The following is an 18,618-nucleotide window of genomic DNA, read 5'->3' as shown; positions in this document are numbered from 1 at the left end:
CGCAGGCCAAAGCCTTGAGACCAAGGGGAACTTGAACAGTGAGTCAGATCAACCGTCGGCTGGGTGCTCCTCCGAGACTTCGAGGGAGCGTATCCGGGCAGAATTGCCCGGATATTTTCGAGTTGACCGACGGGAACTTCGCGGTAATCGGCACGGATGCCACAGAAGCTCTGGACGCCCTGCTCCCCGCCGACGCAACCCGCGGCGAGGACGGACGGATTGTGCTGCTCACCCGCGAAACCCTGATTTACGCCAAGGCCGACATCCCCGTGGCCTCGACAGACTTTGACACGTCCCGCGTGCTACCCGGCGCAGCCCCCTCGGGGGTAGCCATCACCAGGCCTGCGCCACAACCCGCATCCAGGGAAGGTCGACAACAGGTGAAAATCGAACGACGTCTCGGCGTGCCGCCTCAGAAGCGAGGCAGTCTGACGGGGCAAACCTGCCCTGACATCTTCGAACTGAGCGACGGTCGCTTCGCCGTCATCGGCACCGAGGCCACGGCGGAGCTCGACCACGAGCTGCCCGCCGACGCCTCTCGTGCGGACTACGAACGCATCGTCATCATCAGCCGTGAAACGTTGGTGCGCGCCAAGGCCGACATCCCGGACGCCTGACGACACCGCGCTCTCGCGCCCTGATGTGAATTTCCGGGCTCGGCACCAGACTTGGGTGCCGAGCCCTTTCTGATTCCTCCGGCCGGCGAGCCCGCGGCCGACCCGGGCTCAGGCCATCTGCGGCACGGCGGCCGGCGCCCCCGGCCCCACATACCGTGCCGCCGGGCGGATGATCTTCGAGTCCTCCGACTGTTCCAGGATGTTGGCGCTCCAGCCGACGACGCGGGCGGCGGCGAAGGTCGGGGTGAACATCTCCCGGGGCAGGCCGCAGAGTTCCATGACCACGCCCGCGTAGAACTCCACGTTCGTGTGCAGTTCCCGGCCCGGCTTGAGCTCGGCGAGGATCGCTTCCACCTGGCGTTCGACCTCGACGGCGAAGTCGACCAGCGGGCCGCCGAAGGACTGCGCGATGCCCCGGAGCATGCGCGAGCGGGGATCCTCCGTGCGGTAGACCGGGTGCCCGAATCCCATGATGCGATCGCCGGCCAGGACGCGTTCACGGATCCACGGGTCGATGCGCTCCGGGGTACCGATCGCGTCGAGGGTGTCCAGGGCCCGGCTGGGAGCACCGCCGTGGAGGGGTCCGGACAGGGCGCCGACCGCTCCCACGAGGCACGCCGCCACGTCCGCTCCCGTGGACGCGATCACGCGCGCCGTGAAGGTTGATGCATTGAAGCCGTGGTCAATGGTTGAGATGAGATATTGCTCGACTGCACGGGCCCGCCGGGCATCGGGTTCGGAGCCCGTCAACATGTACAGATAGTTGGCGGCGTACCCGAGGTCCTCACGCGGCTCCACCGGGTCCAGGCCCTGGCCGAGGCGGTACAGCGCGGTGAGCAGTGTCGGGACGGCCGCGGTGACCGTGAGCGTGTCCGCGAGGCGCCGCTCGGCATCGATGTCGTACACGGGCCGGAATCCGGCTGCGGCACCGAGGAGCGACAGTGCCGTACGCAGCCCGGCGAGCGGCCCCGAGAGGCGCGTCGCCGCCGCGATCGCGGGCAGTGCGGTGCGCACCTCGTCCGGCAGCCGGCGCAGCCGCGCCGTCCGCGCGGTGAACGCCGCGCGCTCTGCCGCGTCGGGCAGTCCGCCGTGGACGAGCAGATGCCAGACGTCCTCGAAGCCGCGGGTCTGCGCGAGTTCGACGGCCGAGTACTGGCGGTAGTGGTAGAAGCCCTCCAGCCCCCTGACGTCACCCAGTCGGGTGTCGGTGACGACGACGCCCGCGAGTCCTCGCGGTACGTCGACGGAGGTGGCGGACGCGGCCCGGTTGATCGGCATGTTTCCTCCCTGGACTTGACTCGACTTTCCATGCTTGACTCAATCACTGTCAATATTGATTCGATCAATATGCCGATCCATGGATACGGTGGCGCCATGAGGGATCAGGAAGCGGCAACGTCCGGGCACGAGGGCCGACGGCTCAGCACCAAGGAGACCGCCGAGCTGCTGGGCGTGAAACCCGAGACCGTGTACGCCTATGTGAGCCGCGGCCAGCTGAGCAGCCGGCGCGAACCGGCCGGCCGTGGCAGCACCTTCGACGCCAAGGAGGTGGAGGCGCTCGCACGCCGCAACAGGCGTGACACCGGGGTGAGTTCGAGCACGGGTGACGAGTTGTCCGTGCGTACCCGCATCACCCTCATCGACAAGGACCGGTACTACTTCCGCGGGGTCGACGCGACGGAGCTGGCCGCGGCGTACTCCTACGAGGAGATCACCGAGTGGCTCTGGACGGGACAGCTGCGCCCGGGCGTCACGTTCACCGCCCCTGAGGCGTCCGTCGCCGTCGCGCGCCGCGCCGTGGACGCGCTGCCCGAGCACAGTGGCCCGACCGACCGGCTGCGCGTGGCGGCGATCGCCGCGGCCGCCGCCGATCCACTGCGCTTCGACCTCACCGAGAACGCCGTCCTGGGCACCGGGCGGACCCTGATCCCCACGCTCGTGGCGGCCCTTCCGCCCCTGCGTCACGACCACCGCGACGACGGCCCGCTCGCCCACCGCCTGTGGGGACGGCTGACCGGACGCACACCGGACGACGCGTCACTTCGGGTGTTGGACACGGCACTTGGCCTGCTCGTGGACCACGACCTCGCCGCCTCGACACTGGCGGTCCGGGTCGCCGCCTCGGCCCGCGCCCACGCGTACGCCGCGGTGTCGGCGGGCCTCGGCGCACTCGAAGGCCCCCTTCACGGCGCGGCCAGCAGGCTCGCCCACCGGATGCTCCTCGACGTCCTGGACCGCGGCACGGCCGCCCCCGTCGTCGCCGACGAACTGCGCGCCGGCCGCCGTGTCCCCGGGCTCGGTCACCGGCTCTACCCCGGCGAGGACCCCCGCGCGCGTGCCCTGTTCGCCCTGCTGGAGGACGTCCCCGCCGCCGGACCCGCGCTGGCGGCGGCCCAGGACGTCGTGACGACGACCGCCCGTCACGCGCCCCTGCACGCCAATGTCGACCTGGCACTGGCTGTCCTCACCGTCTCGTCCGGGATGTCGGCCTCCGCAGGGGAGACGGTCTTCGCCGTCGCCCGTACGGCGGGCTGGATCGCCCACACCCTGGAGGAGTACGCGGAGCGCCCCCTGCGCATGCGGCCGAGCGGCCGGTACGTGGGGGAACGCCCTCCGCAGCCACTCCCTCGCTAGCGACGGGCTCCCGTTCCGAGCCGCGCACGCTCTCGCATGCGCCTGGACCACCCCAAGTGCGCCCCCATCGGAGGGGCCGGAAGTCGCCCCGGCTCAAGTCAGGTTAGGCTCACCTCTGTGAGTATGTGCACGACCGCGTCGCGGCACCTCGACGAGCCCCTTGCGGGGACTGCGGCCACCGCGAGGACATGGCTGCTGATCGAGCAGCCCGGCCCCTGGGGTGCGAAGGCTCTCACTTCGAGCCACCTGGACCCCACGATCGGTCGTGCCCTCGAAGCGGCGGCGAAAGGCACGGGCGTGCGGATCGCGCTGATCCGCCGCCCAGGACGGCACGCCGACTGCGGGACGCTCGCGGAGCGCCAGGTGTACGCGGCGCACACCGCTCCCGGAAACGTGTGGCTGCACAGCGCCGTGACGACCGATCCCGAGCACCTGCTCGACCTCGACTTCGCCGCACTCGGCATGGGCGACAGCCACACCTTCGACAGCGTTCTCCAGGGCGCGCCGCACACGGGCGACCCGCTCGCACTCGTCTGCACCAACGGCAAGCGCGACCGCTGCTGCGCTCTGCTGGGACGCCCCCTCGCCGCCGAACTCGCCATGTCCGGCGCGGCGGGCGTCTGGGAGGTCACCCATCTGGGCGGACACCGCTTCTCGCCGACGGTGCTCGTGCTGCCGTACGGATACGCGTACGGCCGCGCCGAGGCGCACGCCGTCAAGGAGATCGTCCAGGGCGCCCGGGAGGGCCGGATCGTCACCGAGGGCTGCCGCGGGAACTCCGCGTGGGAGCGGCCGGGCCAGGCGGCCGAGCTGGCCGTGCGCACGGCCGTGGGCGAGCACGCGGCCGAGGCCCTGACCGTGGTCCGGACGGAAGGCGCCGCTCCCCGCTGGGAGGTCACCGTCGCGCACACGGACGGCCGTCTGTGGCGCGTGTTCGTCGCCCAGGGCGCCGCGCTGCCGCCGCGCCCGGAGAGCTGCGGTTCGGTGCTGGGCTCGCCCGCACGGATGGACGTCGTGGCGGTGCGGGCGATGGGGCGGGCGACCGTCGCCGTGGCCTGCTGACGCCGGGCCGGCGCACTCGCCGGCGCTCGCCGGACTCGTACCGGGGCACCGTGCCCCGGTCCCCACGACTCCCCCACCGGACGATCAAGAGATCCGTGCCACACTCCCTTCGGCCGGGTGCGCCCGCCCCCGTACCGTCATAGCCATGAGCCCCACTCCCCCCGCACGACGACTGCGCCTCGGTCTGCCGCGGCGGGTGTTCTCGCAGGTGCTGCTGATGCAGGTGGCGATCGCCGCGGGAGTCGCCGTCCTCGCCACCGGGCTGTTCCTCGCACCGCTCAGCGCGCAGCTCGACGACCAGGCGATGCGCCGCGCGCTGGCGATCGCGCAGACCACGGCGGCACAGCCGCAGATCGCCGACGATCTGCGCACGACACGGCCGTCCGCGACCGGCCCGGTGCAGACCGAGGCGGAACGGATCCGGACGGCCAGCGGGGCCGAGTACATCGTGGTGATGGACATGCAGGGCATCCGGTGGTCGCACACCGATCCCTCGGAGATCGGCCGGAAGGTCTCCACGGACCCCCGCCAGGCGCTGCGCGGCGAGGACGTCATGGAGATCGACACGGGCACCCTGGGCCGCTCCGCGCGGGGCAAGGTCCCGCTGCGCGACGCCGACGGGAAGATCATCGGTGCGGTGTCGGTCGGCATCAAGTACGACAGCGTGCGCGCACGGCTGATCGACGCGATCCCGGGCCTGTTCGCGTACGCCGGCGGGGCGATGGCCGTAGGCGCGCTGGCGGCCTATCTGATCTCCCGGCGGGTGCAGCGGCAGACCCGTGATCTGGCCTTCTCCGACATCTCGGCACTGCTCGCGGAGCGCGAGGCGATGCTGCACGGCATCAGGGAGGGAGTGGTCGCGCTCGACGGCGCCGGCCGCGTACGTCTCCTCAACGACGAGGCGCAGCGCCTGCTGGGCCTCGGCTCGGAGGCCATCGGACAGTCGCTGGACGACGCGCTCGGTCCGGGACGCACGACCGACGTGCTCGCCGGACGCGTGACCGGGACGGATCTGCTCACCGTCCGCGGCCAGCGCGTCCTGATCGCCAACCGGATGCCCACCGACGACGGCGGGGCCGTCGCCACCCTGCGCGACCGTACGGAGCTGGAGCAGCTCGGCCGGGAACTCGACTCCACACGCGGCCTGATCGACGCCCTGCGCGCCCAGGACCACGAGCACGCCAACCGGATGCACACGCTCCTCGGACTGCTCGAACTGGAGATGTACGACGACGCCGTCGACTTCGTCGGAGAGGTCGTCGGCGACCACAAGGTGACCGCGGAACAGGTCACCGAGAAGGTCCACGACCCGCTGCTCGCGGCCCTGCTGGTGGGCAAGGCGACCGTGGCCGCCGAGCGGGGCGTGGCCCTGTGGATCTCGGACAGGACACTGCTGCCGGACCGCCTCGTCGACCCCAGGGGACTGGTCACCGTCGTGGGGAACCTCGTCGACAACGCGCTCGACGCCGTCGCGGGCAAGCCCCACGCGCGCGTGGAGGTGGAACTGCGTGCCGAGGGCCGCACCGCCGTGCTCCGCGTGCGGGACACCGGGCCCGGGATCCCGCAGGAACAGCGGGAACTGGTCTTCACGGACGGATGGACCACCAAGAAGCCCCCGGCGCACGGGAAGCGCGGCATCGGGCTCTCCCTGGTACGACGGCTGGCCGAGCGGCAGGGCGGCAGCGCGCGGGTCGCCGAGGCGGACGGCGGGGGCGCGGAGTTCACGGTGGTACTGCCGGAGGCTCTGACCGAACCCCTGCCGGACGAGGCGGCCGGGCGGGAGGACGGCCCCGTCCCCGCGCTGGGACCGCGTCTCGTACGGCAGACCCCGTCCCCCGAGGCCGCAGGCCCGCGAGCCACCACCGCCCCGGACGCCGAGGAGCAGTCGCGGTGATCGAGGTACTGGTCGTGGACGACGACACCCGGGTCGCTCGGGTCAACGCCGCCTACGTCGGGAAGGTGCCCGGCTTCCATGTCGCGGGCGAGGCGCACAGCGCGGCGGAGGCACTGAGCCGGATGGAGGCGCTGCCCCGGGTGGACCTGGTCCTCATGGACCACTACCTGCCGGACGACACGGGTCTCGCCGTGGTCCAGGAGATGCGCCGCCGCGGCCACCAGACCGACGTGATCATGGTGACCGCGGCCCGGGACATCTCGACCGTGCAGGCCGCGATGCGGCAGGGCGCGCTCCAGTACCTGGTCAAGCCGTTCGCCTTCGCGGGGCTGCGGGCCAAGCTGGAGGCCTACGCCGCCCTGCGGCGCACCCTGGACGGCGGCGGTGAGGCCGAGCAGCCCGAGGTGGACCGGATCTTCGGCGCGCTGTCCGCGGGCGCGGAGCCGGATCTGCCCAAGGGGCACTCCCCCTCGACCGCGGAGCTGGTGCGCCGCGCGCTGGTGAACGCGGAGGGGCCCCTGTCGGCCCAGGAGGTCGCCGACGAGACCGGGCTGAGCCGGCAGACCGCGCAGCGCTATCTGAAGCTCCTGGAGCGCACCGGGCGGGCCAGGCTGACCCTCAAGTACGGCGACGCGGGCCGCCCGGAGCATCGCTACGTCTGGGCGACCCGCGTCTGAGCTGCGTGCGTCGGCGGGTCAGCCCGCGGCCTTCTTCACGAACTCGGTGGTGTACGTCTTGCTCAGGTCGACATCGGCGTTCTTGATGTTGGGGTTGAACGCCTTGAGGACCTTCTCGACGGTCTCGGGACCGTTCTCGGGCATCACGCCGTCCTTGGTGAACATCGGCAGCGTGCTCTGGATCGCGCCCGCGTACAGCGTCTTGTTGCCCTGCGAGTAGTCGGCGGGCATCTTGTCGGCGATGTCCGCGGCGCTGTGCGTGGACATCCACTCGAGGGTCTTCACGAAGGCGTTGGCCAGCTTCTGGACCGTGTCCTTGTGGCTGTTCACCCAGTCCGTCTGCATGTACAGACTGGACGAGGGGTACGGTCCGCCGAGCGCCTCCTGGGAGCCCTTCGGCGTCCGCATATCGACGAGCACCTTGCCGAGGTTCTTCTCCATGACCGTGGCGACGGTGGGGTCGGTCGTCATGCCGCCGTCGATGGCGCCCTTCTCGAGGGCGGAGATGAACGTGGGGCCGGCGCCGACAGCGACGGGCGTGAACTCGCTGACCTGCACACCGTTCTTGACCGCGAGGTACTTGGTGAGGAAGTCCGTCGAGGAGCCCAGACCGGTGATGCCGAGCTTCCTGCCCTTGAAGTCCTTGGGCGAAGTGATGTCGTCCTTGCGCTTGTTGGAGACGATCTCCACCTCGCCGGGCGCGTGCGAGAACTGCACGACGGACTCCACGGACTTGCCCTTGGTCTGCAGGTCCAGGGTGTGGTCGTAGAAGCCGACGGCTCCCTGCACCTGACCGGAGACGAGGGCGGTCTCGGCCTGGACACCGGCGGGCTCGCTCAGGAGTTGGACATCCAAACCCTCCTCCTTGAAGTAGCCGAGCCGCTGCGTGAGCATCGCCGGCAGGTAGATGACCTTGTCCAGTCCACCGACCATGATCTTGACGTGCTCACCGCCGCCACCTCCGTTGTCGCCGGAGTCGGCCGTCGTGCTTGCCGCGTCGTTGGCGCAGGCAGTGAGCGAGGTGAGAGCGAGCAGACCGGCGGCTGCCAGGGCGGAGTATCTGGCGGTCTTGCGCATGGTGGTTCACGTCCTTGTGAGAGAAGAGCGGGTGCGGTGCGCGGGTGCGACGGGTTCAGCGGTCGGAGTCCGACGGCTTCCAGCGGAAGATGCGGCGCTCGGCGAAGGTGAGCAGTCCCTCGGCCAGCAGGGCGACGACGGCGAGGATGACCATCGCGGCATAGACACCGGCCGCGTTGAAGGTGCCCTGCGACTGCGCGACGAGCAGGCCGATGCCCTTGGTCGCGCCGATGTACTCGCCGACGATCGCGCCGATGAGCGCGAAACCGAAACTGACGTGCAGGCTGGTGAAGATCCACGAGGTGGCGGACGGGATGACGACCTGGAGCGTCACCCTGCGGTCACTGGCCCCGAGAATGCGGGCGTTGGCCACCAGGTTGCGGTCGACCTCCCGCGCGCCCTGGAAGGCGTTGAAGAAGACCGGGAAGAAGACGAGGACCACGGCCGACGCCACCTTGGAGGCCGGCCCGAGTCCGAACCAGATGACGAAGATGGGTGCGAGGACGATCCTGGGTATGGAGTTGAGCACCTTGATGTAGGGCCCCAGGACGTCGGCGAGGAACGTGATCCGGCCCAGCGCGATGCCGAAGACGACACCGGCGACCACACCGATGATCCAGCCGAGCAACGCCTCGTGGAGCGTGAACCAGATCTGTTCGCCGAGCGAGCCGAGCGCCGTGCCATGGGTCGTCCACGTGTAGATCTGGTCCCAGATCTTCGACGGCATCGAGAAGTTGAACGGATCGATGACCTTGGCCCGGGAGAGTCCCTCCCACAGGCCGAGCACGGCGACCAGGAGCAGCGCGCGGGCGGCGGACACGACGATCTTGCGGCGGCGAGCGGCCCGCGCGCGGGAATGCGTACGGTTCTGCTTGGCGGGCGCGGCGTCCTTCGGGGCGACGACCGTCTCGGGCAGGGTGTCAGGCGACATGGGCCGCGCCCCTCTCCCGGGTGATGCGGACCTCTTCGCCGAGCGACTCCCAGATCTCGCGGTAGATCTCGATGAACCGCGGTTCCAGGCGCACCGACTCGACCTTGCGCGGGCGCGGCAGGTCGATGTCGAAGACGTGCTTCACGGTCGCGGGACCCGCGGTCATGACGACGACCTTGTCCGCGAGCGCGATGGACTCCTCCAGGTCGTGGGTGACGAAGACGACCGAGGCGCCGGTGCCCTCCCAGAGTTCCAGCAGTTCGTCCGACATCAGCGCCCTGGTCTGCACGTCGAGCGCCGAGAAGGGCTCGTCCATCAGCAGGATCTCGGGGTCGTTGACGAAGGTGGCGGCGAGGGCGACGCGCTTGCGCTGACCGCCGGAGAGCTGGTGGGGATAGCGGTCCTCGAAGGCCGCGAGCCCGACGCGGGCCAGCCACTCACGAGCCCGCTGCTTCGCCTCCGACTTGGGCACGCCACGGAAGCGGGGGCCGGCCATCACGTTCGACAGGACCGTGCGCCAGGGGAAGGTGGCGTCCTGCTGGAAGACGAAACCGACCTTGTCGCCGACGCCCGCGACGGGCTCCCCGGCGACCAGGACCTCGCCCTCGGTGGGCTCTTCGAGTCCGCTGACCAAGGTCAGCGTGGTGGACTTCCCACAGCCGGTGGGGCCGACGACGGCGACGAACTCGCCCCGGCCGACCGTGAGGTCCAGCTCCCTGACCGCCGTGTGCAAACCCCCCGACGGCGTCTTGAAGATCTTGCTCGCGCCCCGCAGCTCGATGGCGGGGCTGATGTCTGTGCTCATGGCCCGGGACCGTAGGTGTGGCGGGGGCCACAGCATCAGTCTTCTGGGCGCAAGGCCTTCTTCTGCTTGCAAGAGTCTGTTGTGCTCATTTTGCTCGCGCTACAACAGCGGAGCCGAAACACGGGCTCGACGCCCGCCAGGCCTTGAGGGAAAGAGGCCCGATGATTGACGTCCTGGTCGTCGACGACGACTTCCGCGTCGCCGAGATCAACGCGAAGTACGTGGGGAAGGTTCCCGGTTTCCGGGTGACCGCCCGCGCGCACAGCGCTGCCCAGGCGCTGGCCGCGGTCGAACGCGCGCCCGTCGACCTGGTGCTGCTGGACCACTACCTGCCCGACGAGACGGGCCTGGAACTGGTCCACCGGATGCGCGAACGCGGCCACGGCACCGACGTCATCATGATCACCGCGGCCAGCGACGTGGTGACCGTGCAGGCCGCTATGCGTCTCGGCGCCCTGCACTATCTCGTCAAGCCGTTCACGTTCGCCGCCCTGCGCGCCCGCCTCGACTCGTACGCCGCCCTGCGCCGCACCGTGGACCGGGTGGGCGGCCACGGTGTGGCGGGCCAGGAGCAGGTCGACCGGATCTTCGGCGCCCTGCGCACCACGCCCGTGCCGTCGTCACCGGGGCTGCCCAGCGGTCACTCCGAGCCGACCACCGACCTCATCTGCGACGTCCTGCACCGAGCGGACCATCCTCTGTCGGCTCACGAGGTGGCCGCCGAGACCGGCCTCAGCCGCTCCACGGCACAGCGTTATCTGCGCCACCTCGAACAGGCCGGACGCCTGAGCCTGTCGCTCAAGTACGGCGACACGGGCAGGCCGGAGCACCGGTACGCGTGGGTGGCGCCCTAGATCCCCCACGCGGGCCGGAACCGCCCGGCGGACGGAACTGCCGGGCGCACCCGGCGGAAGGGGCTGGCGGACACACCCGTCCGTCGGATGTGACGCGCGAGCGCGTCGGCCGACGAGACGGGCGGATGAGTCGGCCGGCGCGTCGCACGGACGCACCGGCTGAAGGGGCACGCGGACGCACCGGCGGACGGGGCCGGCGGACGCACCGGTCGAGGGGCAGGCGGACGGGGGCTGGTGGACGCACCGGCCGACCCCGGCAGCAGCCGCCCTGGCCCCGAGGAGCCGGCGGGCACCGTCCCTGTTCGACGCCGAGCGGCGGCTACGCCCCCGCCGACGCCCTCAGACGGCCCCGGCGCCGGTGAGTGCCCGCACCTCGGTCTCCGCGTGCTTGGCCTCGTCCGGTTCCTCCGCCGACGTGACCGTGCCGAGCCAGCCCGCGAGGAATCCCAAGGGGATCGACACGAGGCCCGGGTTCTGCAGCGGGAAGTACTGGAAGTCCACGGCCGGGAACAGCGATTCGGGACTCCCCGACACCACGGGCGACAGCACGACGAGCACCAGCGCGGGCACCAAGCCGCCGTAGACGGCCCAGACCGCGCCGCGCGTGGTGAACGACCGCCAGAACAGCGAGTACAGCAGCACCGGCAGGTTCGCGGACGCCGCGACCGCGAAGGCGAGGCCCACCAGGAAGGCCACATTGAGGTCACGGGCGAGCAGCCCCAGCGCGATCGCCACCACGCCGACGCCGACGGCAGCCGCCCGCGCCACGGCCACCTCGCTGCGCGGCTTCGCGTGCCGACGCCGCAAGGACGCGTACAGGTCGTGGGCCACGGACGCCGAGGAGGCGAGGGTGATGCCCGCGACGACCGCCAGGATGGTCGCGAAGGCGATGGCGGCGACCACCGCGAAAAGAACCGTTCCACCCGTCGAGTTGGCGCCGCCGCCCAGGTCTAGCGCGAGGAGCGGGACCGCTGTGTTCCCCGCCGCGTTGGACGCGCGCACCGTCTCCGGACCCACGAGCGCCGCCGCCCCGAAGCCCAGCACGATCGTCATCAGGTAGAAGCCACCGATGAGCCCGATCGACCAGACCACCGAACGCCGCGCCGCCCGGGCCGTCGGCACTGTGTAGAACCGCGCCAGGATGTGCGGCAGCCCGGCCGTGCCGAGGACCAGCGCGAGCCCCAGGCTGATGAAGTCAAAGCGCGCGGTCCAGTCACCGCCGTACTTCAGCCCGGGCGCGAGGAACGCCATGCCGTGCCCGCTGCGATCCGCCGCCGAACGCAGCAACTCGTTCACATTCCCGTGGAACCGCACCAGGACGAGCGCCGTCAGCGCGACGGCTCCCCCGAGCAACAGCACGGCCTTGACGATCTGAATCCATGTGGTGGCCCGCATGCCGCCCAGCGACACATAGATCACCATGAGCGCGCCGACGCCGATCACCGTCCAGTTCCGCGCGGCGTCGCTCGTGCCTCCCAGCAACAGCGCGACCAGGCTGCCCGCTCCCACCATCTGTGCCACGAGGTAGAGCACGGACACGGTCACCGAGGACGTGCCCGCCGCGATCCGTACCGGCCTCTCGCTCATCCGGGCCGCGACGACGTCGGCGAGCGTGAAACGCCCGCAGTTGCGCACCAACTCGGCGACCAGGAACAGCACGACGAGCCAGGCGACGAAGAACCCCACGACGTACAGCAGGCCGTCATAGCCGTAGAGCGAGATCAACCCCGTGACACCCAGGAAGGACGCCGCCGACATGTAATCACCTGAAATGGCAAAACCATTCTCCATCGGCGAGAACAACCGCCCGCCGACGTAGAACTCCTCCTCCGAACCGTGCCGGTTGCGGCTCACCCACGTCGTGATCGCAAGCGTCACCGCCACGAACGCGCTGAACAGCAGCAGCGCCAGCGTCTGATGGTTGCCGGTCACCGCTCACCGCCTCTGACGTGCCGTGTCAGTTCCTGTGTGTCCCAGCGCAGATCCAGCGCTGCCCGGTCCCGGCGCAGCCGCGCGTGGCGCGCGTACGCCCATGCGAGCAGGAACGTCGTGAGGAACTGTCCGAGTCCCGCGAGCAACGCCACGTTCACCGCGCCGGCGACGGGCCGCGCCATGAACCCCGGCGCTGTCGTCGCCGTCACCACATAGCCCACGTACCAGGAGAAGAAGACGGCAACGGCCGGGATCACGAACCTCCGGTACCGGCTGCGCACTTCCTGGAACGCAGCGCTGCGCTGCACCTCCAGATAGACGTCGGCCGCTCCGCCCGCCCGCGGTTCGTACTGCGCGCGCGCCGCCGGCACCGCGGGTGCCGGCGCTCCCGTGCCGTCCAACTCACCCCAGCCGGAGGCGAGCGCGTCGTACCAGGGGTCGTCGAACCGGACCTCTCCGGTATCGCCGCCGTCGTGCTTCTCCACCGATCTCTCCTTGTCCGCGGGCCGATGTCGCCGCGTGCCCAAGGATGGGCAGATCGGGAAGATCCCGGACTCTTCTCTCCGTGCTCTTCACCCCATCAGGTGACTCAGTCCACCGGTGGCCGGACGAGCCCCTTCCCGAAGGCGTAACGCACCGCCTGAGCGCGGTCCTTCAGCCCCGTCTTCGCGAACAGGTTGTTGATGTGGGTCTTCACGGTGGCCGTGGACACATGCAGCTTGCGGGCGATCTCCTGGTTGGTGAGCCCCTCGGCGATCAGCAGCAGCACCTCGGTCTCGCGCGCGGTCAGCCCGTCCGGCCCCTCCGTCGGCGGCAACGGCTCCGCTGGCGGCTCCGACAGCCGCTCCAGGAGCCGCCGTTGAATGCTCGGCGAGAGCCCCGCGTCCCCCGACAGCACGCTCTCCACCGCCCGTACGATCTCGTCCCCGCCCGCGTCCTTGGTGAGATAGCCGCGCGCTCCCGCTCTCAACGCGGGAAACAACGACTCGTCGTCTGCGTACGTCGTGAGGATGACCACCTGAGTGCCCGGGTACTCGGTCCGGATGCGGCGGGTGGCCTCCACACCGTCGCAGCGGGGCATGCGCAGGTCCATCAGCACCACGTCCGGGGCCAGTTCGGCGACCAGTGCCACGGCTTCGTACCCGTCGCCCGCCGCTCCGACGACCTCGACCCCGGGCAACAGTCCCAGCAGCATCACAATGCCCTCGCGCACCACCGTCTGGTCGTCCGCCACCACGACCCGCGCCGGCCGCCTGCCCGTCTCCTCCGTCTCCGTCATACGGGCACCCTCAGCGTCACCACGAATCCCTCCTCCTCCGGCCCGGCCTCCAACGAGCCGCCCAGCAACTCGGCACGCTCCCGCATGCCCAGCAGACCGTACCCGGCTCCCGAGCCGCTGAGATCGCCCGGCGGGCCTCCCGAATCCCTTACGCCCAGCGTCACTTCGCTCTCGCCGTAGTCGAGATGCATGTGGACCTTTGCGCCCCGGGCGTGCTTGCGCACGTTCGTCAGGGCCTCCTGCGCGACCCTGCGCACGGCCTGCGAGGTCTCGGCGGACAACGGCTGCCGTTCGCCCGTCACGGTGACGTCCGCTCCGTCCGCCGTGGCGACGAGTTCACTCAGGAAGTCCTCCAGGGGGGACATCTCACCTCGCAGAGCGGAGAGCGCCTGCCTGGTCTCCGCGAGCCCCTCGCGGGCCATCCCTCGTGCCGCCACGACACGTTCGAGGATCGCGTCCCGATCGGCGCCCCGCTCGATCAGCAGGCGGGCCGCTTCCAGATGCACGAGTTGCGCCGACAGACTGTGGGCGAGCACGTCGTGGATCTCCCGCGCGATCCTCGTCCGCTCGGCCAGTGCCGCCGACTCCGCCTCGGCCGCACGTGCCGCGCGTTCCTGCGCCAGCAGTCGCTGTGCGCTCCCTCGTGCCTCCGCGTCCAGGCGCAGCACATACCCGGCGAGGGCGAGTCCCGCCGTGGTGGCCGCGGTGGTCAGCCACACGTCGTCGTTGACCGCCGCGTACGCGCTCAGCGCCACGGAGGTGACAGGCAGTGCCGCCGCGAGGGGCAGCCGCTCGATGGCGCTGACGGCGCACCCGCACCACAGCACGAGGGCCGGCACTCGGAAGCCCACGCCATGCCCCACCGTCGCAATGGCCAGCAGCAGGGTCAGCAGCCCCAGGGAGGGCAACAGGCGGTGTTCGAGCGTGGTCCGCCAGAAGGCCCACAGCAGGAACACGCACACCATGATCCCTGCGATGCCCGCGGCGATCTCCCATCCGTTCAGGCCCGCTTTCGTGAAGGTCGTCGCGATGAGGACGCCCAGGGCAACGATCCTGGAGACCCATCCGAGCACGCGCCTCGGCCTGGACACCCCGAGCTGCTGGAGCGCCTCGCGGGACGGCCACCGAGTCCAGGCGTTCTCGCTCACACGCGCTCCTTCCACGAGGCGGGCACGCCGTCACCGTACGCCGGGGTCTGCGCCTGCGTCGGGTGCGGGAGCCGGGTCCTCCAGGCCAGGAACCCGGCGCGGACCAGCAGAGTGGCGGCGAGGCCCAGCAGCAGCGCCGAGGACTCCTGATGCACGCCGAACAGCACGCCGGTCCCGAAGAGGCCGGCACGCAAAGCGATGCCCCCGATCCAGACGGCCACGCTGGCCTTGGTGCTCCGGCTCCACACCGAGCCGTCCGGCTCCGTCCATATGCGCGTCGTCCACGCCCAGCCGGCCCCGGTCGCCAGGGCCACGAGCAGCTCCGCCCCCAGCAGCACGATCGCCCCCGCTCGATGGTGCGGGTCGATCAGCCCGGGATTCCGCAGCGCCATGACCGCGAGGACGACGGGCACGATCCACCAGCGCTTGTCGTCGCTGATCCTGCGAGTGCGGAACTGGCGGCCGATCACCAGTGCGGCAACGGCGCAGATCAGCAGAGCATCGACGAGCCCGGACATCGCGGCCTCCGTGGGCGAGGGGGAGCGACAGCGGGTGCTGTCGACGCCTTCGACGCTACGGAAATCTGCAGGTCAGCAGATCAGAGCCGGGGTGGATCCCGGGTGGATCTCCCACCATCCCTTCCCTCCACCCACGGGTGGAGCCCCCGCCCCCGACGCGGACCCGCGACAAACGCCCCTCGCCCCCTCCGCCCCTACCCAGCCCAAACCCCTGGGGGCTCCGCCCCCAGACCCCCATTCGGCCTGAACAGCCTCGTCCTCAATCGCCGGACGGGCTGAGGCACTGCCCCCAGCCCCGACACCGACGACCCCGGGGCCAGGGGAAATCGGCCTGGACGGCCTCGTCCTCAAACGCCGGACGGGCTGGAAGGTGGCTCTCTGCCCTCAAGCGGACGGGGGCGGAGCGAGGCGGAGCGAGGGCGAGTCGGAGCGGGACGGGACGGGACGGAGCGGCGCGAGACGGAGCGGAGCGAGAGCTACCGGAGGGTGGACCCCAGCCCCACTCGCACCCGCAGTCGCCCTCTCCCCGCAGGGGCCGTACCCCGGACGCACCCGCAGTCGCCCTCTCACAGAAGGGGCCGTGCCGGTGCATCAAATGCCCGTTGCGGACGGCAACACAAGCCCACCGCACTGACCCATCGGACCACACGACGGCTGCAACGGGCGGATCACCGGCACGGACCCGACCCACCCACCGGACAGACGGCGAAACCCACCCACCGGACAGACGGCGAGGCCAGGCCCACCGGACAGACCCGAAACGGCCACCGGACCAGAGGCGAGGCCAGGCCCACCGCACCGAAGGCGGCGAACCGGCCCGACAGCGAAGCCCAGCCCCGACCCCCTACGCGTCGATCCGCGACCGGTCCAACGTCGCCGCCGAGCTCGCGATGAACTCCTTGCGCGGCGCCACGTCGTTCCCCATCAGCAGGTCAAACACCTGCTCGGACGCTTCGAGGTCGGAGATGTTGATGCGCCGCAGGGTCCGGTGGCGCGGATCCATCGTCGTCTCGGCCAGCTGGTCGGCGTCCATCTCACCGAGACCCTTGTAGCGCTGGATCGAGTCCTTGTACCGCACGTTCTTGCGCTGGAGCTCCAGCAGCGTCTCCCGCAGCTCCCGGTCCGAGTACGTGTACAGGTACTTGTCCTGGCCCTTCTTGGGCTGGCTGAGCTCGATCCGGTGCAACGGCGGCACCGCCGCGAACACCCGCCCCGCCTCGACCATGGGCCGCATGTACCGCTGGAACAGCGTCAGCAGCAGAATCCGGATGTGCGCCCCGTCGACATCGGCGTCGACGAGCAGAATGATCTTCCCGTACCGCGCCGCGTCGATGTCGAAGGTCCGGCCCGACCCCGCCCCTATGACCTGGATGATCGCGCCGCACTCGGCGTTCTTCAGCATGTCCGTCACGGACGCCTTCTGAACGTTGAGGATCTTGCCGCGAATCGGCAGCAGCGCCTGGAACTCGGAGTTCCGCGCGAGCTTGGCGGTGCCGAGCGCGGAGTCACCCTCGACGATGAACAACTCACTGCGGTCCACGTCGTCGCTGCGGCAGTCGGCAAGCTTGGCGGGCAGCGACGACGACTCCAGAGCCGTCTTGCGGCGCTGCGCGTCCTTGTGCTGACGGGCGGCGATCCGCGTACGGGCGGCGGCGACGGCCTTCTCGAGGACGACCCGGGCCTGCGCGGCGGCGTCCCGCTTCGTGGAGGTCAGGAACGCCTTGAGTTCCTTGCTGACCACGTTCGTCACGATCCGGCGGGCCGCGGAGGTGCCGAGGACCTCCTTGGTCTGCCCTTCGAACTGCGGCTCGGCGAGACGCACGGTGACGACCGCGGTGAGCCCCTCCAGGGCGTCGTCCTTGACGATGTCGTCCTCGGCGACGCGCAGCAGCTTCTTGGCGCGCAGCACCTCGTTGACCGTCTTCACGACGGCCTGCTCGAAGCCGGCCACGTGCGTGCCGCCCTTGGGGGTGGCGATGATGTTCACGAACGACTTCAGAGTCGTGTCGTACCCCGTGCCCCAGCGCAGCGCGACATCGACGCCGAGCTCGCGCGTGACCTCGGTGGGCGTCATCTGGCCGTGCTCGTCGAGGACCGGGACGGTCTCCTTGAACGTGCCCTGGCCCGAGAAACGGAGGACGTCGCAGACCGGCTTGTCGGTGGCGAGGTACTCGCAGAATTCGCTGATGCCGCCGTCGAAGCGGAACGACTCCTCGCCCTTGCTGCCGCCCTCGCCGAGCCCGTACTCGTCACGGACGACGATGGTGAGGCCCGGCACCAGGAAGGCGGTCTGACGGGCGCGCTGGTGCAGGTTCTCGAGGGAGAGCTTGGCGTCCTTCAGGAAGATCTGGCGGTCGGCCCAGTAGCGCACGCGCGTGCCGGTGCGGGTCTTGGGGATGCGCTTGAGCTTGCGCAGTCCGCCGGTCGCGTCGAAGGCGGCTTCGGGCCCGTCCCCCTTGAACGTCCCGGGGGTACCCCGCCGGAAGCTCACCGCGTGGGTGTTGCCACCGCGGTCGACCTCGACGTCGAGGCGGGCGGAGAGTGCGTTCACCACGGAGGCGCCCACGCCGTGGAGGCCGCCGGAGGCCGCGTAGGAGCCACCGCCGAACTTGCCGCCGGCGTGCAGCTTGGTCATGACGACCTCGACACCGGAGAGGCCGGTCTTGGGCTCCACGTCGACGGGGATGCCGCGGCCGTTGTCCCGCACCTCGACGGAGCCGTCGTCGTGCAGGACGACGTCGATGTGGTCGCAGTAGCCCCCGAGGGCTTCGTCGACAGAATTGTCGATGATCTCCCAGAGGCAGTGCATCAGACCGCGACTGTCGGTCGATCCGATGTACATGCCCGGACGCTTGCGTACCGCTTCGAGCCCCTCAAGGACGAGCAGGTGCCGCGCGGTGTAGTTGGAACCGTCACGGTCTGCTCCGGTCAGCAGGGCTGTGGACGGCACGGACGTCTCGGCGGTCACGCGGTTCGCTCCTCGCTGAATTTCAGATGGGACCCATTTGGGTAAGGCCCCGGCTTCGGTCGCCGCTCAGAGGGTACCGAGGCCTGGTAGAGCCGATGTAACGCCACCCTCGCATGAACTCAGACTAGTCCAGAGTCGCATGCGTGTTCGATCCCTCGATTGAGTGAAGTACATATCACGTTCCCTTCCAGGCATGAACCATTTAGGCTCCGGGCACGTCCT

At 70.3% G+C, this 18,618-nt stretch carries 16 protein-coding genes and 1 pseudogene; 7 read left to right on the top strand and 10 right to left on the bottom strand.

What is annotated here, in order from left to right:
* Nucleotides 1-38: 38 nt before the first annotated feature.
* Together ACSYGO_RS33660 and ACSYGO_RS33655 are read left to right on the top strand one after the other, a co-directional pair.
* Nucleotides 39-275 (top strand): annotated as a pseudogene (locus ACSYGO_RS33660) (hypothetical protein); the annotation flags it as partial.
* A gap of 105 nt (nt 276-380) precedes the next feature.
* Nucleotides 381-617 (top strand): hypothetical protein, encoded by a 237-nt coding sequence (locus tag ACSYGO_RS33655; protein ID WP_426681059.1) that lies wholly within the window; start codon nt 381-383, stop codon nt 615-617.
* 108 nt (nt 618-725) lie between these two features.
* Here ACSYGO_RS33655 and ACSYGO_RS33650 read toward each other — a convergent pair whose 3' ends face one another.
* Entirely contained in the window at nt 726-1,895 is a 1,170-nt protein-coding gene (locus ACSYGO_RS33650; protein ID WP_460388764.1) for a citrate synthase, read from the bottom strand.
* Nucleotides 1,896-1,991: 96 nt separating this feature from the next.
* On the opposite strand from ACSYGO_RS33650, the gene ACSYGO_RS33645 reads away from it, so the two are divergent.
* The 4 genes from ACSYGO_RS33645 (at nt 1,992) to ACSYGO_RS33630 (ending at nt 6,884) form a co-directional block, all read left to right on the top strand.
* Entirely contained in the window at nt 1,992-3,251 is a 1,260-nt protein-coding gene (locus ACSYGO_RS33645) for a citrate synthase (protein WP_432188413.1), read from the top strand.
* A 117-nt stretch (nt 3,252-3,368) separates the two neighbouring features.
* Nucleotides 3,369-4,313, top strand: coding sequence for a sucrase ferredoxin (locus tag ACSYGO_RS33640; protein WP_460388762.1), 945 nt, complete (start codon nt 3,369-3,371; stop codon nt 4,311-4,313).
* A 145-nt stretch (nt 4,314-4,458) separates the two neighbouring features.
* Nucleotides 4,459-6,207, top strand: coding sequence for an ATP-binding protein (locus ACSYGO_RS33635; protein ID WP_460388760.1), 1,749 nt, complete (start codon nt 4,459-4,461; stop codon nt 6,205-6,207).
* Entirely contained in the window at nt 6,204-6,884 is a 681-nt protein-coding gene (locus ACSYGO_RS33630) for a response regulator (protein WP_345656077.1), read from the top strand. The genes ACSYGO_RS33635 and ACSYGO_RS33630 overlap by 4 nt, the downstream gene beginning before the upstream one ends.
* 18 nt (nt 6,885-6,902) lie before the next feature.
* On the opposite strand, the gene ACSYGO_RS33625 is transcribed toward ACSYGO_RS33630, so the two are convergent.
* From ACSYGO_RS33625 to ACSYGO_RS33615, 3 genes are read right to left on the bottom strand one after another with little or no spacing between them, the layout of a single operon-like run.
* The gene (locus tag ACSYGO_RS33625; protein WP_426680987.1) at nt 6,903-7,961 is read right to left on the bottom strand and encodes an ABC transporter substrate-binding protein; all 1,059 of its coding nucleotides are present in this window, start codon (nt 7,959-7,961) and stop codon (nt 6,903-6,905) included.
* A gap of 55 nt (nt 7,962-8,016) precedes the next feature.
* Nucleotides 8,017-8,892 (bottom strand): ABC transporter permease, encoded by an 876-nt coding sequence (locus ACSYGO_RS33620; protein ID WP_426680988.1) that lies wholly within the window; start codon nt 8,890-8,892, stop codon nt 8,017-8,019.
* Nucleotides 8,882-9,697, bottom strand: coding sequence for an ABC transporter ATP-binding protein (locus ACSYGO_RS33615; RefSeq protein WP_432188416.1), 816 nt, complete (start codon nt 9,695-9,697; stop codon nt 8,882-8,884). The genes ACSYGO_RS33620 and ACSYGO_RS33615 overlap by 11 nt, the downstream gene beginning before the upstream one ends.
* Before the next feature lie 161 nt (nt 9,698-9,858).
* Between ACSYGO_RS33615 and ACSYGO_RS33610 the strand changes: the two genes are divergently transcribed.
* The gene (locus ACSYGO_RS33610) at nt 9,859-10,551 is read left to right on the top strand and encodes a response regulator (RefSeq protein ID WP_426680990.1); all 693 of its coding nucleotides are present in this window, start codon (nt 9,859-9,861) and stop codon (nt 10,549-10,551) included.
* Between the two features lie 339 nt (nt 10,552-10,890).
* Here ACSYGO_RS33610 and ACSYGO_RS33605 read toward each other — a convergent pair whose 3' ends face one another.
* From ACSYGO_RS33605 to ACSYGO_RS33580, 6 genes are all read right to left on the bottom strand, one after another.
* Nucleotides 10,891-12,483 carry a solute symporter family protein gene (locus tag ACSYGO_RS33605; RefSeq protein ID WP_460388757.1) on the bottom strand — a complete coding sequence of 531 codons (1,593 nt, stop codon included), beginning with the start codon at nt 12,481-12,483 and terminating at the stop codon, nt 10,891-10,893.
* A complete protein-coding gene (locus ACSYGO_RS33600) occupies nt 12,480-12,968 on the bottom strand; it encodes a DUF485 domain-containing protein (RefSeq protein WP_426680992.1) in 489 nt (162 codons plus the stop codon). The genes ACSYGO_RS33605 and ACSYGO_RS33600 overlap by 4 nt, the downstream gene beginning before the upstream one ends.
* Before the next feature lie 104 nt (nt 12,969-13,072).
* Nucleotides 13,073-13,762 (bottom strand): response regulator transcription factor, encoded by a 690-nt coding sequence (locus tag ACSYGO_RS33595; protein ID WP_426680993.1) that lies wholly within the window; start codon nt 13,760-13,762, stop codon nt 13,073-13,075.
* A complete protein-coding gene (locus ACSYGO_RS33590) occupies nt 13,759-14,910 on the bottom strand; it encodes a sensor histidine kinase (protein WP_426680994.1) in 1,152 nt (383 codons plus the stop codon). Before ACSYGO_RS33590 ends, ACSYGO_RS33595 begins: the two co-directional genes overlap by 4 nt.
* Nucleotides 14,907-15,428 carry a DUF1453 domain-containing protein gene (locus ACSYGO_RS33585; RefSeq protein ID WP_432174401.1) on the bottom strand — a complete coding sequence of 174 codons (522 nt, stop codon included), beginning with the start codon at nt 15,426-15,428 and terminating at the stop codon, nt 14,907-14,909. Before ACSYGO_RS33585 ends, ACSYGO_RS33590 begins: the two co-directional genes overlap by 4 nt.
* 844 nt (nt 15,429-16,272) lie before the next feature.
* A complete protein-coding gene (locus ACSYGO_RS33580; protein ID WP_432174402.1) occupies nt 16,273-18,396 on the bottom strand; it encodes a DNA gyrase/topoisomerase IV subunit B in 2,124 nt (707 codons plus the stop codon).
* Nucleotides 18,397-18,618 lie beyond the last annotated feature (222 nt).

The organism is Streptomyces krungchingensis, from assembly GCF_054729265.1.
Note: the sequence above shows the minus strand (reverse complement) of the source record. Positions and strands in the feature narration are given on the sequence as shown.